The sequence below is a fragment of the Thioalkalivibrio sp. XN279 genome, assembly GCF_011089885.1.
Classification (GTDB): Bacteria; Pseudomonadota; Gammaproteobacteria; order Steroidobacterales; family XN24; genus XN24.
Map to the genome: position 1 here is coordinate 145159 of NZ_JAANBD010000028.1, position 15083 is coordinate 160241.

General features: G+C 61.1%; 13 protein-coding genes. 3 read left to right on the forward strand and 10 right to left on the reverse strand.

Features of this window, described 5'->3' with window-relative positions:
• Positions 1 to 141 precede the first annotated feature (141 nt).
• Positions 142 to 738, forward strand: a complete 597-nt coding sequence (locus G8346_RS10345; protein ID WP_166050924.1) for a GNAT family N-acetyltransferase — start codon at positions 142 to 144, stop codon at positions 736 to 738.
• On the opposite strand, the gene G8346_RS10350 is transcribed toward G8346_RS10345, so the two are convergent.
• From G8346_RS10350 to G8346_RS10380, 7 genes are read right to left on the reverse strand one after another with little or no spacing between them, the layout of a single operon-like run.
• Positions 706 to 1716: an NAD-dependent epimerase/dehydratase family protein gene (locus G8346_RS10350; RefSeq protein ID WP_166050926.1), complete on the reverse strand. Its 1011-nt coding sequence runs from the start codon at positions 1714 to 1716 to the stop codon at positions 706 to 708. The genes G8346_RS10345 and G8346_RS10350 overlap by 33 nt on opposite strands.
• Positions 1713 to 2828: a Gfo/Idh/MocA family protein gene (locus G8346_RS10355; protein WP_166050928.1), complete on the reverse strand. Its 1116-nt coding sequence runs from the start codon at positions 2826 to 2828 to the stop codon at positions 1713 to 1715. The genes G8346_RS10350 and G8346_RS10355 overlap by 4 nt, the downstream gene beginning before the upstream one ends.
• Complete coding sequence (locus G8346_RS10360; RefSeq protein ID WP_166050931.1) at positions 2821 to 3942, reverse strand: GNAT family N-acetyltransferase; 1122 nt, start codon at positions 3940 to 3942, stop codon at positions 2821 to 2823. Before G8346_RS10360 ends, G8346_RS10355 begins: the two co-directional genes overlap by 8 nt.
• Complete coding sequence (locus G8346_RS10365; protein WP_166050933.1) at positions 3914 to 5014, reverse strand: peptidoglycan bridge formation glycyltransferase FemA/FemB family protein; 1101 nt, start codon at positions 5012 to 5014, stop codon at positions 3914 to 3916. Before G8346_RS10365 ends, G8346_RS10360 begins: the two co-directional genes overlap by 29 nt.
• 45 nt (positions 5015 to 5059) lie before the next feature.
• Positions 5060 to 6184, reverse strand: a complete 1125-nt coding sequence (locus G8346_RS10370; protein ID WP_166050935.1) for a DegT/DnrJ/EryC1/StrS family aminotransferase — start codon at positions 6182 to 6184, stop codon at positions 5060 to 5062.
• Positions 6172 to 7110, reverse strand: coding sequence for a glycosyltransferase family 2 protein (locus tag G8346_RS10375; protein WP_166050936.1), 939 nt, complete (start codon positions 7108 to 7110; stop codon positions 6172 to 6174). Before G8346_RS10375 ends, G8346_RS10370 begins: the two co-directional genes overlap by 13 nt.
• Positions 7107 to 8066, reverse strand: a complete 960-nt coding sequence (locus tag G8346_RS10380; RefSeq protein ID WP_166050938.1) for a polysaccharide deacetylase family protein — start codon at positions 8064 to 8066, stop codon at positions 7107 to 7109. Before G8346_RS10380 ends, G8346_RS10375 begins: the two co-directional genes overlap by 4 nt.
• Positions 8067 to 8348: 282 nt before the next feature.
• Between G8346_RS10380 and G8346_RS15155 the strand changes: the two genes are divergently transcribed.
• On the forward strand, positions 8349 to 9638 hold the full coding sequence (locus G8346_RS15155) for a glycosyltransferase family 4 protein (RefSeq protein WP_206202695.1): 1290 nt from the start codon (positions 8349 to 8351) through the stop codon (positions 9636 to 9638).
• A gap of 29 nt (positions 9639 to 9667) precedes the next feature.
• Here G8346_RS15155 and G8346_RS10390 read toward each other — a convergent pair whose 3' ends face one another.
• Together G8346_RS10390 and G8346_RS10395 are read right to left on the reverse strand one after the other, a co-directional pair.
• Positions 9668 to 10462, reverse strand: coding sequence for a hypothetical protein (locus G8346_RS10390; protein ID WP_166050944.1), 795 nt, complete (start codon positions 10460 to 10462; stop codon positions 9668 to 9670).
• The gene (locus tag G8346_RS10395) at positions 10453 to 11406 is read right to left on the reverse strand and encodes a polysaccharide deacetylase family protein (protein WP_166050946.1); all 954 of its coding nucleotides are present in this window, start codon (positions 11404 to 11406) and stop codon (positions 10453 to 10455) included. Before G8346_RS10395 ends, G8346_RS10390 begins: the two co-directional genes overlap by 10 nt.
• 228 nt (positions 11407 to 11634) lie before the next feature.
• On the opposite strand from G8346_RS10395, the gene G8346_RS10400 reads away from it, so the two are divergent.
• Complete coding sequence (locus G8346_RS10400) at positions 11635 to 13452, forward strand: ABC transporter ATP-binding protein (RefSeq protein ID WP_166050948.1); 1818 nt, start codon at positions 11635 to 11637, stop codon at positions 13450 to 13452.
• A gap of 19 nt (positions 13453 to 13471) precedes the next feature.
• On the opposite strand, the gene G8346_RS10405 is transcribed toward G8346_RS10400, so the two are convergent.
• Complete coding sequence (locus G8346_RS10405; RefSeq protein WP_166050950.1) at positions 13472 to 14989, reverse strand: exosortase C-terminal domain/associated protein EpsI; 1518 nt, start codon at positions 14987 to 14989, stop codon at positions 13472 to 13474.
• Positions 14990 to 15083: the final 94 nt, after the last annotated feature.

Genomic DNA, 15083 nt, shown 5'->3' on the forward strand with positions numbered 1-15083 from the left:
CGGATCAAGTAAATATCACGAGGATACTTTTTCGAGTACGCGTTAAGAAGCGAACAGAGCTGACTCTTAGCGCGCACGGTTGTTGCATGTTTTCCAAAAAGCCAAGCTAGGATACCGATTTTCCAGCGAAAGACGTTCTAAATGCTCAGCCATATCCTCAAATTTCCATACCGCGTCTGGAACCGAGTCATCTGGGCCTATCGGGGCCGTTTCCAAAGTGACCATCACGTATTTGTCCGCAACGGTCCTTACCCGGTCGAGACTCGCCCCGAGATTAAATTTTTCCGCTTTGCGCACTTCGCGGACGTTCCGGCATTTGTGCGAGAGGCAATTGTAGAGAATCAAGGACACGGGGCACTCGAAACCGACGCTCGGGAATTGAAAGATCACTCGCTCATGTGGGTCGCGATGTTCGACGATACCGTAGCTGGCGTATTGCATTCACGTCGAGGAAAGCATTTTCTCAACTGGTTCGTGCCGCTCCGGGACGAAGATATTGTCTTTTTCCGCGTCCGCACTTACCCACAATTCCGTGGACGGGGCATCTGTCCGTCGATGTACCGCTACATCATGCACCAGGAACTTCCTGACGACGCCCGAGCATTCGCCGATTGTGCGATCTACAATAAGTCATCGCGACGAAGCTTGGAAAAAGCCGGCTTCCAGACAATCGCCATCGCTAAACCTATCACGCGCGAATGGGCCCTAAAGGGAAAGACCGATTCCAGAGTTCGCTGAACGCTGCAATCCATTATCCCAAGAGCGTTTTGTAGTCCAGTTGATCTCTTGGATGGCTACAGCATTCCCAAACCGCATGGGCTTGCACCTTGCATGGAGCCGGCTCGACACCAGCAGCCCGGGCAACTTCGCACTACCTCGAAAGAACACCCTGTTGAACAGCGACGCTGTCCCCGCCATGACGCGCAATAAGGCCCAGGGCACCGGAACAATGCGAGCGCCCTGCCCCGCTTCCTCCCGGAACTGCTTCAAATAAGCCCAGTGTGTCGGCAGATCGTCGTCCACAAGATTCAGCGTAAGCCCATCTGGTGAGCCACCATGGTCCACGGCCAGCGCTACAGCCTCGGCGCAATTCTCGACATAGCACAGTGGAACCGTACTGAAGGGGGCGGTGCAAACCCACCAGCGATCATTGACAGGAAACCCCACCCGCCCATTCCAAAGATTGTCCCGCCCGAAAATAACCCCGGGCCGCAGCACGACCAGGGACCATTCATTCGCCGCAGCAGCACGCCGCACGAGTTGTTCCTGTAGTAACTTGGTCCGGCAATACTCGTCGCGGACTTCCGGATCCTGCGCTAACGGGGAGTCCTCCGCGATCCGGCTCCTCGCCGGCCGGCGCAGGTATTCGTAGACGGAAAAGGAACTGATGAGGACGATTCTATTAACTCGCGCCTCGTGCATTCGATCGATGAGGTTTTCCGTGGCTATCACGGTCCCGCCCAACTGATCGTAGAAGTCCCCGCTCTTGGCGGCCGCCAGGTGCGCCACGCAGTCCATGCCGATGCACAGATTTTGCAAACTCTCGCGCGACCTGAGATCGCCGCGATAAACCTCAATCGAAGACTGCTCCAACCAATCCTCGGGCACGGATGACCCGGGCCGGACCATGGCACGCACCGTGTGACCGCGCGCAACCAGGGCGCTGACGACGTAGCGCCCCAGGAACCCCCCTGCTCCCGTCACCAGCACCTTCACAGCCTATTCTCCTCAGCCAGTAGCCGGTCGATCAGTCGACTCGTCCGGTCCATCTGCTGGTATGTAACCGGCAGCTCATTGCCACTGCGCAAGGACTGGTACGTCTCCGCCAGGAACGCCTGCAAGCCCTCGTATGCGGTGCGGTTGCGGATCTTTTTCCAGATGCTGCCGAAACCCGCACCGACGAGACTACCGGCGTTCGCCATGGCATTCATCAGCGGAGACAGGTGCTGGCCGCCCGGGCGTTGTTTCACCAGCATGACCGTGGGATGGAATAATTCTGCGCTCGCCACTCCTTGTGAGCCTCGCAGGGTTATGGAGAAGCCATCGGGCCACTGGTGAGCGGAGAACCTGATCCGGCCGTGGGCCGGACCCGAGAGCACGAGCGCGTCTAGGGCATCGTATTTGAAAAGATCCCCACCACCATGATTCCGCCACGCCGCGGCAATCTCCATCGCATCACGCTCATCCACCGGCAGGAAGTTAAGCAAAAGGTAGGCGAGGTGAGAAATGAACTCATGCACCACGCCCGCCGGCAGGCAGTGGCTCGGATGCGGGAGGTTCTGGTCGGCGTAGCGCCCCCCGCCGCGGATGCCAAGGACCATCCGGACTTCGACTTCCTCGAGTGTTCCGATCTCACCCTGCGCGACAATGGCCTCGAGCCTGCGAATCGGCGCGTTGAATCGGTAATTATGGTTCTCGACCAGCCTGAGACTTCTGGACTGTGCCAGGTCCCACAGGTCGTTGAAGCCCTCGTTGGACAGGGCAATAGGTTTTTCGACGATGACGTGACATCCCCGCTCCAGGCAGTCCCGCACGATCCGATCGTGCGTGGCGGGTGGCGTAAGGACGTGCACCACATCAACCTCGTCCTGCTCGAGCATAGCGCGGTAGTCCGTGTGCCATCCGGCCACCCCAAACCGCCCGGCAGTGTACTCGGCCAACGCTGGCGAGAGATCACAGATTCCCTGCAACCGGACATCCCCAGCCTGTTGCAGTCCAAGCAGATGCTGTTCGGCGATCTTGCCGCCCCCGATCAGGGCCACGCGAGGTCGGGGCAATGGCCTGAAGTTGCCGGTGGAATCACCCAAGCCAATCTCCTGTTCAACCATAGCGGCGTCGGCGCTCCTGCTCTTTCAGCCAGCGGCCGGGCGCCTGGAGCAGCGGCCGCAGCGCGGATTGCCGTGCCCATGCCTCTGAGCGCGTGCGCAGTTCATGAATACTGTTGATGATCGAAGGCCGCGTTGCGATCCCTTCTGCCACGGGAATCGATCCGGACATGAAATTTTCCTTGTATGGCGCCATGCCCTTACCTAGGTCTATATGGGCGAGGCCATCCTCGCACGCATGCTGGATCATGTGCACCAGCAGGATCAGCCCCGGGGCATATTGGCGGAACTCGTCATCATAGGCGGGGAACCAGGAATGCCACACGGTGCGGGAGCGCATGGCAAAGTGCACGGCAGCCAGCCTGTCACCAACGTATAGAGCGGACAGCGTGCCGCCAAACTCTTGGCTGTCCTGTTCATGGATACGCTTTATCAGCTCAACCGTCCAGGGCAGCGCGAAAAAGTCTACTACACCTGTTGCCTGGCACTGCTCACGTTTCCAGCGCACCATGGCGTCGAACACGGTCGGTTCACGCGTATTGGAGACGTAACGGATCGGCCCACGCTCCCTCTCCAGCTTGCGCATGCGCCGAAGCGTGTCCTGAAGGTGCTTGCGCTGGCTCTTCGTCCTGTCCGCCTCGTAGGCCTCGTACCCGTCGATAGTCTCGATGATCGGCGAGGGGTCGACCTGCCGTATATAGGGCTTCCACTCCCCCTGCCCGGCCACCAGGTGATCGAATTCCCAACGCACCAGGCCAGAACCGCGCAATAAATCCAGCACCGTCCATTCCGCATCTCGCTCGACAACCACGCCGTGATGGTCCGACAGTTTCAGTCCCGCAGGGCGACCGACACCTCCACGGCCATAATGAAAAGGGAAGAAGCCCACAACGCGGCCATAGTCCTCGAGCAGACAGATTCTCAGGTCGTCGCGGACGGCCGCGAGGGCCTGCGCAAACTCTGGACGGAAGTATGGACTCGCAAAGATCGTGCCTGTCGCCTGGATCGCGCTCCAACGTGATGCCAGTGCGTTATCCAGCTCCCGTGTGAGGATAACCGTGTACTTCATCGGGTAGAAACCCAGCGGCTCACCATGGCATTGTCTCGTGTAGCCCAAGACGCCGCCCTGCCCTAATGACGAGGTTGCGTAAAGTCGGCATGGACCATGCGACCTGGGTAGCGGTGGAACGTACAGACGCCAAGGGGCCATAGTACTTCCACATGGTGACAGGCCAGCGGAAATGCTCCGGTGCTATGCGGGTCTTGAAGCGAGTCAGGCCACCGGTGCTCGTTTCGGAAATTCCCAGCAGGTCATAGAACCGGCAGCCGTGGTCGCGCGCCCACTGCATGGCCTTAAAATGCAGCAGGTACCCGGCCATGAGCTTGCGGACATCGTCGCTCCGATCGACGCCGCCCCATCCGTACAACATATGCTCACCGACGACAGTGTTGAAAAGCGCGGCGACCGGACGGTTGTCATGATACGCAACGAACTGCTGCACGCGCCCAGACGGTCCGAACACATCCAGCAGGTACTCGAAGTACGCCCGATCGAACATCCCGAATCCCTTGTGCGCCGCGCTCATCGAATACAGAGCATAGAACTCGTCCAATGAGTCCCGGCTGCCAGTTCTTACTTCGACCCCCAAGCGTCGGGCGAGGCGAATATTGTATCGTCCCTTCGGTTTCATCCGGGCCAGCACATCTTGATCAGAGCCGGAGACCTCGATCCGCGAAGTCAAGTGCTCGCCCCACCAGTCTGTCCGTGACTCGAAGCCTTTGGCAACCAGCACTTCTCGAGCAGCATGCTGCTGCGCAAAGGTCTCGACACGGAGTATCGAGATCCGATGCTCACGAGCAAAACCGTCGAGTTGGTCCATCACCTGGGCCAGCAGGCCGGCATCGTCGTTCAGGCTCAACGGGCCGCGCTGCACGATGCCGATACGGCCTATCGGCGTGCTTCGCCACATTACCTGCGCGCCGCCGACGACCTCTCCACCCTGCTTCAGGATGACCCGGTCGGAATCGTAACCGTATGCAGACCGCAGCTGCCCGTACAGGCTGGATTGTTCGTGGTGACCGAAGGGATGCCGGCCAAGAAATGCGTCCCACGCGGCTTCCCGTCCGCCCTTGGGTCGCGACAGGTCGACATCGCGAGAGGGAGCTTTGTTGGCCGCTGCCGTCGTCATTGACACAGGCTAATCGATGATCGCATCGGGTGGTCTGGAATCCGGTCACAATACTTGAAGCCGGCGCTCCAGCGCGGCCTCGTCCATCGCCTGGTGGACCGGGAAGCACACCAGGCGCTCCCAGAGGCGCATCGCAGGGCCGTCCTCGGCCACGACGCTTTCCGGCATTGTCGGCCACGAGTGAATGTCCACGCCCTTGCGGTGACCCCGCTCGAACCAGCGACGGCTTTCCTCGGCTGATTGCGACAGCGCAGGATAAACCAGCGGCATGGACCCAGGCTCGAGCTGCGGGAAAAGCGGCTTGAGCCCTTGCGTCTCGCCCCATTTCTCCCATCTGCGGTAGATGCGCTGCCGCACGATTCTCACTTCGTCGATATTTTGTTTCTCCAGCAAGTGCTGTGTCGCCTGGCTCATGCCGTAGTCGAATCGCAGAGCCGGCTCGCGGAAAGTATCCGGGATGTGGTAACCGGGCGGCGGCCCCGCACGGCGTTGCTGCTCACGCCACCGGCGTAGGTGACGGACCAGTGTTCGCGCGACGGGAAGCCGCTCGGCGGCTTGCCGAAGCGACATCTTCAGGTGGCGACCAGACTTGCCAGGCAATCTCAGCCCGGAGAGGTCTACCGAACAGGTGCCCCCCAGGTAAAGCCAGGCGCCGTTCTCCAACGGGAAAGACTTGCGCGGCGCACTGATCCCGGCCTCGCCGAAAGTACCCAGCAATCGCCCCGAATACTCGGCACCATGACCATGGGCATTGTCCTCGATCAGCATGAGGCCGTGAGTTTCTGTAAAAGCAATACAGCGCTCCATCGGCTGCGGCTGTCCAAAATAGTGCAGTACCAGCAGAGCCCGCGTGCCGCCGGTGATCAGGTGCGGAAGCTGATCCCATTCCGGCACGAGACCCAGCCCCACCGGATAATAGACCGGCGTCACACCGAGCTGGTCCATGGGTTCGACCAGCGATTCGCAAAGGAAGTCGGGCACGAGGACTTCATCGCCATGCGTGAATCCGAGCGCTTTGAGGCCATATTTTAGGGCTGTCCTGGCGTAGGCGAATGGATACGGACTGGCGATGCTGGTCGCCAGCAGTTCACCACCCGGCCGTATACCCGACCTGCCCGGATGACGGTCGAACCGGATGTCGAGTTCGCTCGGATCGCCTAATCCACGCATCGACCGCGATCCTCCGGCTGCGCCGGCTGTTTGAGTATTGGCGCACGCCATCTCAGTCCGAGATTTGGATAAGGACGTCCGCGAAGCCGCTCGATCAGGGCGCGCAGGCTCATCGCACACAGCTCGCCAAGCTCCGCAGCAACCGCGGGCACCCGGCCATGATGCTTTACGAGGTAATAAAATCGACTCTCGAAAAAATGCTTGGCGATGGCTCCCTGGACCAGGCTTTCACCAGTAACTCCGGCCGACGCGCCAGCGACGTGTCGGCACGTCGCCTCGCCCACCGTCCAGATCTCCCAATCGGCCTCGGCGGCACGTTTACACAAGTCCGTTTCTTCGAAATAGAGGAAAAAACGCGGATCGAATCCGCGGAGCTCATCGATCATCGGGCGGCGGATCAACATGATGGAGCCGCAGATCCAGTTAGTGCGCATCGGCGATTCACCCGGCTCCACGGATCTCATTCTCGGGCCAGCAAGCCTCGGCAGAATGGGTTTGAGCATGATGCTCACGGGGGTGAGCATGGCTCCTGACAGCTGCAAGCGTCCGGACCCCTCCACGACCGCCGGCCCGCATAAACCGGCCTTCTCGTGGGCGTCCATGAACCTGACCAACGTGTCGAGCGCCTCCACCTCGACGACCGCATCTGGGTTCATCACCAGCAGATACGGCGTATTCGCCCGCTCGAAGCCGAGGTTGCAACCACGTCCGTAGCCGAGATTCCCTCCGCTGTGGACCAGCGTCGCCCATGGATGATTGCGCGCCACCTGCTCCGGCGTGCCATCGCTGCTGGCATTGTCCACTACGATCGCTTCGAGCATGCCGGCTTCGTAGCCAAGCCGCAACGCCCTTAAAGCCGCGTCAATGGTATCGGATGACTCGTAGGTCACGATGACCGCAGTCACCCTGGGGGCTGCTTCGCTCAACGACCCAGCCTCCGCCAAGCGCCACGGTTGGCAGGATCGAGGGACATCTGGAATCGCGACAAATCCGCCTGGGCCGCAATGCGGGGCAAATACAAGGGATCATGGGCAGCGGTAACGAAAGGACCGCCAGCACCGCTGCCAAACGCGGCCTCGATCCCGAGTTCGGGCAAGAGGGCACGGAGTGCGCCCGAATTGCGCCCGTAACAAAAGGAAAAATAGCGTGGCGCGCTGCCGGTCATCTCTTCGATACGCCCCTTGCAGACGGCAAGCTCGTCACGCGCCGCGTCGAGAGATACCGTCGTCAGGTCCGTGTGCTCGACGGTGTGGCCGCCCAGGCTGAAAGGGGCCGTGCCAGTCAGCTCATTGACCTCGTCCCAGGTCAGCGTGAGGCGCGGCGGCACAGCAGAGGGTCTCAGCTGATTCAGTAGATCTCTCAGCTTGCGGCGCCGCTCATCCGGACCAGCCACAAGCAGGTCCTCGCATACTGCCTGGTAGGCCTGCTCGCGACTTGCGGGATCCTCGAGCGAATACTCTCGCGTCACCCTCTCTCCCCAGTGGAGCAAGACGACGCTGCGGTGCTGAAACGCCGTGTAGGCCTGGTCCACCCACTGTGTTTCACCGCGGTCGATGTAGCCGGTCGGCAGGAACAGCGTGGCTGGCAGGCCGAATCGTTGCAGGATGGGTGCCGCCACCGTGAGGTTGTCCCGGTAGCCGTCGTCGAAGGTGATTACGATCGTCCCCTCCTCGACGTCACCGCCGTCCCTGAGGATTTCCACGAGCCGCGCCAGGGAGATGACCTTCCGGTGCTCGGCAAGCCACTTCATTTGTTGCTCGAAGACGTCGGCAGCGACATGATTACTCGGATCGATCCAGGCAGCCTCCTCGCGATCGGCCACACTGTGATACATGAGAACGATCGCCCCGGCCTGCCCACGAGAACGACCGGTCATGGCCATGACCCCGGTGCGCCAGGCAATGTGCTGCAGGCCGGGCCCAAAACGACGCCGGAGCATTGACTTTATACCCATCTTATGGCGCTCCATCGAGAGTTACGGTGGATACGCATGGAAAGTCGGAGGTTCATCGCAAACATGTGAACTGGGTGCTATCTCTTGCGATCCTGCTAGGCGAAGTTACCTAGTGTAGTTTGTTGAGGCTTTCTCGACGATACATATGTCACAATCCTGCCCATTTTCTGCTTTGCGATAAGGTCGCAACCCCCCATGCCGGACGATCCAGTGAGCGAGAAAGCACCGGAAGAACTTCGCCTTGCCTATCTTTGCGGCGAGTACCCTCGGGCGACCGATGGGTTCATCCAGCGCGAGGTCGCCACTTTGCGAGGTGACGGCATCCACGTCCGCACGATCTCAGTGCGGCGGCCGCCGACACGCGAACGCGCGCTCGGCCCGGCCCAAAACGAAGCCGAGAGCACCCTCTACCTGTTGCCGGCGAGTCCCTGGCGCTTACTGGTGGCGCACGGGCGTAGCCTGTTCTCTTCGCCCCTGCGCTATGTGCGGTCTCTGGCGCTGGCGCTGGTGGTGCGACCACCGGGGCTGCGCGCCATCGTCTACCAGTGCTTTTACTTTGCCGAGGCCGGACTCGTCGCCGAAATCATGCGGCGGGAGCGCCTCCAGCACCTGCACAACCATGCCCCGGATGCCAGCGGCTTTGTCGCCATGATCGCCGCCGAAATGGCGGGTTTCACGTACAGCATGACTCTGCACGGCTTCGGCATCCTTTCGGAACCCACGCGCTGGCGCCTGCGTGAGAAGATTGAGCGCGCGCTGTTCACGATATGCATCAGCTGGCAGGCGCGCAGCCAAGCTATGATTTCCTGCGACACGGATGTGTGGAGCAGGCTGCATGTCGTGCATTGCGGCGTGGAGCCGGGTCCGGATCCGAGGCCGGCAAGCGCCACCAGCGGTTCGGGCGCTCGCCTCATCTTCGTCGGGCGCCTGGACCCAGTCAAAGGATTGCCTATTCTACTGGAGGCGTTCGCCCGATTGGTGGCAACCCGTCCCGACAGCCGGCTCGACATCGTCGGCGACGGCCCCCAACGCGAGGAACTGGAGAGCAGCGTCGCGCGCGACGGCCTCGGTGATCGCGTGACCTTCCACGGCTACCTAGAGCCGTCGGCCGTGCGCGACCTCCTCGTCAGGGCCGATGTGTTCGTAATGTCCAGCCTCTCAGAAGGGATCCCCGTGGTGTTGATGGAAGCCATGATCGCCGGGGTGCCCGTAGTAGCCCCACGCATCACCGGTATCCCGGAACTGGTCCAAGATGAGCGCACGGGGCTGTTGTTCACGCCGGGCAACCCTGCTGAGATGGCACAGGCAATGCTGCGGCTGCTAAGCGACACTGCTTTGCGGCAAACCCTGGTTGCGCAGGGCTGGGAGTTCGTTGCGGAAGAGTTCAACCTCACCAGAGAGACGCAGCGGCTCGAGGCCGTCATCCGGGCACGTCTCTCCGGCGCGGAGGCGCCGATAAGGCCAGCCGCCGCCGCGCCAGAGCGGAGTCGAAAAACTTAAAGCCCGCGTTCACGCGAGACTTGGCAGGCTCACCAAGGTAACGTCACCCTGGAGTCGATCCCGTTATGCTCCCGCTGCCTCTGCATAATTGCATCCAACCATGATCGGGCCGAAGCGAGAGTAGCAGAATTTGGTGCAAGGGCCTCAGCGATTCGACTTGCAAATTGTTCAGTCCTTATTACGTTTGGCTGACAAGCAAATACGTGGCTTGCAAGCAAATGGCCAAGCATCGCTCCGTAGGCTTCGGAGGGAAGCACTCGGAATCGCCAACGCCTGGCACATTCCAGATCGAGACGGTAAAGTTCGCCGGAGGCCGTTACGCCGAAGTTGTTCAGCTTATTGTCGACATCCAACGTACCGCTACGCACCATCCGTAGAGTATTGGAGATCACTTCCTCCTCAAGCCAGCGGACAGCGTCCTCGTCGGCCCGCTTAACGCTGCATTTCAAGTAGTCCAGCGCGTCGGTAACACGCCCCAGATCCTGTACGGCGATCAACTCATACGGGCCGCTGTTTCCCCATCCTGCTCGGTATGCGAAAGGCTCGGGGACGCGCACTCCGGAGACATGCAGGTAGCGATGCACCCGCCACTCACGCCGGGTATTGCTCATCCAAGCCAAGCGCTTCAAGCGATCTGGGCCGCCATTCAGTATCCAGGTCTTGACAATGACCGATTGGCCTGCAACGAAAGGCAATCGCAGGATCACGCCGCGGCCGCCACCGCGTTGGTGCACTACAGTAGCGTCGCTCCGGAGTTCCCCCCTATCCAGGTAATTCCGGACCACCGCCTCCAGGCGCGCCAGTTCCGTGCGCGTCACCGCCATGTCGAGCGCAGGCCAGAGTTTTCGGTGCGAAAGCCGAGCAGCGAGTGCGCACCATCCGGGCCAAAAACGCGTCGCATCGCGATAGGGCGGCGCTTGAGTCGGAAAGCGTCTTCGCCGGGGCGATTGAGCCCCTCAATGGTGCTGCAGGCGTACCTGTATCCGGCGGCACGGGCCGCGGCAATGACGCGTGGATCGGAATCGCCGTTCGGATAACAGAATCCGTTCACGTCGTGACCCAGCCAGTCTGACAGCGCGACACGGGACGCCCGAAGTTCATGAGCCAACGCGGTGTCGTCGAGCAACGGCAGGATCGAGTGGCTGACGCCATGCGATGCGACCTCGTGGCCGCGTCGGTCGAGTTCGACGAGTTGTTCTCGAGTCATGGCCCGAAAACGTGTCGCATCGAACTCGCCCTCGACACGCGACCGGGCCATCTCCACACATCGGTCTCTTTCGGTCACCGGTACCAGCTTGAGTGCGCTCATCCACGAGGCGAGATCTGCACCGCACTTTGCTTTGCGTGAATCCTGACCCCAACTGCTGCTCAGATCCTCGAGCAGACGCATCCTGGCACCGTAATCCAGCCGGGTCCATGCATCCGCTGCCACGTCGAACCAGAAGGGGAACCCTCTTCCCACAAAGTCAGTGGCGACGAAAAAGGTCCCGCGCAATCCGTTCGACTCGAGCACGGGGGCGGCATGCTCAAAGTTGTCGGCGTAGCCGTCGTCGAACGTGACGGAGACCAGCGGCTTTACCGAGGCTTCGCCACCGGCCAGGCGCTCCAGCGCCTCGGCGACCGGGACTACCTCGGCGCTGCGGGACAGCCACGCCACCTGCTGCTGGAAGGCTTCTAGTGGCATTACCAGCGACTCGAGCGGATAATCAGCACAGTCACTCCGCGGCAGTACCCGATGGTACATCAGGATGGTCAGGCCTGCTCGCATTCTCCACTCATAATATGAGAGCACGCCAAAAGCTAGGCATCCCAGGTCAACCAGGCTGCGGAGGCGATGCTTGATGGCTCGGGGAGACATAGGGGCTCGTTTTAGCTCGTTATCATCGCGGCCGGGCAAGCTTAACGGCACCGATGAGGATTTCGTTGCGCAAGCTCACAGTTTGGTGGGGCGAATATCGGTTAAGTTGGTAGTTTAGCGGCTCGAGCGAATGGAGTAATGCGCGAAATTTACCGGAAAATCTACCAGGTACTGGATCCGCACGAGCGGCGCCGATCCGTCCTGCTGCTGGGTCTCTTCCTGGTGCGCGGATTCACCGAGATGGTCGGGGTGGCTTCGGTAATACCTTTCATGGCGGTCGCCAGCAACCCCGACATCATCGAGTCCAATCAATACTTGGCCATGGTGTACTTATGGTTAGGCTTCGAAAGCCACGACTCGTTTCTGATCTTTCTCGGCATTGTAATGTTCTTCCTCGTCGTCGGCAGCCAGCTGTTCGGTGCCTTCACGGAGTGGTTCCTACACCGTTTCAACCAGATGTGCGACTATCGCATGAGCGTGCGGCTGTTGGGGAATTACTACGCACGTCCCTACAGCTGGTTCCTTAACCGCCACAGCGCAGATCTTGGACGCACGGTCGTGTCCGAGGTACAGCACATGGTGGCGCATGCGATCCTTCCGGCGACGCGCCTGCTATCCCGGCTGTTTCTCGTGATGTTCCTGCTCGGGCTGGTGATCGCGGCCAACCCAACCATCGCCATGACGGCCGTAACGACGCTTGGCGGCAGTTACGTGCTGATCTATTTCACGGTTCGACGCCATCTCGTACGGCTCGGCCGCGTGGCCTGGCAGACAAATGAGGAGCGCTACCGGGCCTCCCAGGAAGGCCTTGCGGGCATCAAGGACGTCAAAGTGTCCGGGCTCGAAGCCGCATACCTCGCGCGCTACCGCACCCCTGCCCTGCTTTACGCCCGCAACCACGCCAACCAGCGCATCATTGGCATGGTGCCCAAGTACCTGCTCGAGGCTATAGCTTTCGGCGGGATCCTGGCCATTGTCGTGGTGCTGTTGACGGTGCAGGCCGAGGGGCTGGGGACGGCACTCCCACTGATCGCCGTTTACGCCTTCGCCGGTTACCGGCTGATGCCGTCCATGCAAATGATTTACCACGACCTGACAAAAATGAAGTTCGGTACGCGCAGCCTTGATCGGATCCATGATGAGCTTGTTACGAGCAAGCAAGCCGAGATACCCAAGGACAGTTCTGCCGACAACGTACAGGGACCAAGCCTGCCACTGCGGGAGAAACTCGAACTTGTCGAACTGGGTTTCAACTATGAAGGCGCCGAGCGGCGCGCCCTCGCGGACGTCAGCCTGGTGATCCGGGCCAACACGACGGTCGGCTTCGTCGGCGCCACTGGTGCCGGCAAGACGACTATTGTGGACATAATTCTCGGTCTGCTCGAGCCGCAGGAAGGACAGGTCTTGGTCGATGGGGCGGCCATCACCGGGTCCAACCGTCGTGCCTGGCAGCGCTCTCTAGGCTACGTGCCACAGCAAATCTTCCTGGTAGACGACAGCGTGGCTGCGAACATCGCCTTCGGCCAGAAAGCAGCCGAAATCGACATGGACGCCGTAGAGCACGCCGCGCGGGCTGCTGAACTCCACGAGTTCGTCGCGACCCAGTTGCCCGACGGTTACCAGACACGCGTGGGCGAGCGCGGCGTGCGGCTCTCCGGGGGCCAGCGCCAGCGCATCGGCATCGCCCGGGCGCTTTACCGCGACCCCAGCGTACTGGTGCTCGACGAGGCCACCAGCGCGCTGGACAACATCACCGAGCAGGCCGTCATGTCGGCTGTGCACAACCTGGGGGGGAGCAAAACGGTCATCATGATCGCGCATCGTCTCAGCACGGTGCGCAACTGCGATACCATCTTCCTGCTGGAGCAGGGACGGCTGGTCGATTCCGGGACGTACGAGGAGCTGTCCGAGCGCAGCGACCGGTTCCGTGCGATGGCCCAGGCCGCGGCCAGCTAGCGGGACTGCACCTCCTCGGTCAATCCGGCTGCCAGCGCAACTCCGCGCCGGCCGCGCTGAGAAAGGCATAGAGCCGCTCGCGCGCCCCTTCGCAGCCAGCCTCGCACTCAGCTGAGACTGCAACAACCACACCGTCGTTACGGCCCCTGAAAAAAGCCTGTGCCTCGACCAGCTTCGCGCCGAGCCGTGTGGCCACCGGTCTCCCGGCCACTTCGTACCAGGCCCAGATGACGCGCTCCCGGCCGGCGATATAGCCGCGGTATTCGTTCACTCTCACGATCTCGCTGCCGACGCTGGCGTTCACAAGGCGATGGTCCACCGGTCTCCATCCACGGCCGAACAAGGCCTCGCGATTGCGGAACAAGTGGCGGGTGCGGTCCTGTTCCGGATACACGGCCCGAAAAACTTCGACGGTGCTGCCGTCAAAAAGATAAATCGCTGCCCCTTCACGCGCATTGCGGAATTGCGGCTGCCAGGCGCCCTGCTCGGCCGCCTTGCGTGCAACGCCTGCGATCTGCTCGGGCAACGGCAACCGATCAATGGTGTAGCCCGCCGTGACCTCGCTGGCGAACAGGCGCGGGATAGCGAGAAGCAACGCGCCGACGGCGGCGGCCCGCAACATGCGCGTGCCGGAGAAGTCGCGTGCGCGGGGAGGAGGCGCCTGGGCTGTCTCTTCCAGCTGCGCCCGCCGGCTCTCGCGTATTTCCCGCTTCTCCAGGAGAGTCGCGAAAAACAGCACGGGTGTGAAGAACAGAATAAACAATACCCAGCCGTATGAAAGATGGTCGTTGATGAGCCAGTGCTGCAATTGTGTGGCCTGGCCAATCAGAATGATCGTCCAGATTCGCATCCAGTTCGCGAACAGGGCCGCCGCCATGGCTGCCGCAACCAGTAGCAGGCGGTGCGACCAGTGCTGCAGGTACATTGCACTGAAGTACACCGTGAGCACAGTACCCGACACCAGGAAGCTCAACCCGCTGCAGCCACTGGCGATCTCGAAAGTGCCGGCCGGGATGTGGACGAAATTACCCTCTATCAGGAATGGTGTGCCACTAAAGCTCATCAAAAATCCGACCGCTCGAGTAGCGATTTCCTGCAGCATGGGATTGAACATCCAGAACGGCAGCAAGGCCGAATAAATGAACAGCGCCGGCAACAACAGGACACGCGCCGCGCCGAAACCGAACACCAGCGCTGTCGCGGCCAGGAACAACAAGGGCAACAGCATGGCGCGGGTGGCGCCGATGTAAAGCAGCTCCATGGCCGACATGGCGAGCACGAGCAGCACGAGCGGCGCCAGGGCGCGCCAGTCGGGACCGATCTTCGCGGGGGGGTTCCGGCGCCAGAAAACCCAGCCCATCCAGATGGACAGCCCGAGTGCCAGGTAGCCGTGGGAATAGACCCCCTGGCCGAAGAAGGAATACCAGACGCTACCCACCCAGGCGAGGATCGACGACATCCCGACCACCGCCCCTGCCAGGAGGATGGCTATCGGCAGCAGGACTTTTGGCTCGATTCTTGGCGTCAGCACGTGCATCCCTTCAACAGCTCGCGGCAAGAAAGCATCTTACTGGCTTCACCGCCAAAAAATGCGAACGTAGTCTCATTAAATCCTTCCTAACTTCCTCAAA

Bases quoted from the DNA above. Each gene is read 5' to 3' on its own strand.
- G8346_RS10365 (WP_166050933.1), bottom strand. From the start codon at position 5,014: ATGACGACGGCAGCGGCCAACAAAGCTCCCTCTCGCGATGTCGACCTG.
- G8346_RS10405 (WP_166050950.1), bottom strand. From the start codon at position 14,989: ATGCACGTGCTGACGCCAAGAATCGAGCCAAAAGTCCTGCTGCCGATA.
- G8346_RS10370 (WP_166050935.1), bottom strand. From the start codon at position 6,184: ATGCGTGGATTAGGCGATCCGAGCGAACTCGACATCCGGTTCGACCGT.
- G8346_RS10345 (WP_166050924.1), top strand. From the start codon at position 142: ATGCTCAGCCATATCCTCAAATTTCCATACCGCGTCTGGAACCGAGTC.
- G8346_RS10380 (WP_166050938.1), bottom strand. From the start codon at position 8,066: ATGGCCATGACCGGTCGTTCTCGTGGGCAGGCCGGGGCGATCGTTCTC.
- G8346_RS10355 (WP_166050928.1), bottom strand. From the start codon at position 2,828: ATGGTTGAACAGGAGATTGGCTTGGGTGATTCCACCGGCAACTTCAGG.
- G8346_RS10390 (WP_166050944.1), bottom strand. From the start codon at position 10,462: ATGGCGGTGACGCGCACGGAACTGGCGCGCCTGGAGGCGGTGGTCCGG.
- G8346_RS10400 (WP_166050948.1), top strand. From the start codon at position 11,635: ATGCGCGAAATTTACCGGAAAATCTACCAGGTACTGGATCCGCACGAG.
- G8346_RS10395 (WP_166050946.1), bottom strand. From the start codon at position 11,406: ATGCGAGCAGGCCTGACCATCCTGATGTACCATCGGGTACTGCCGCGG.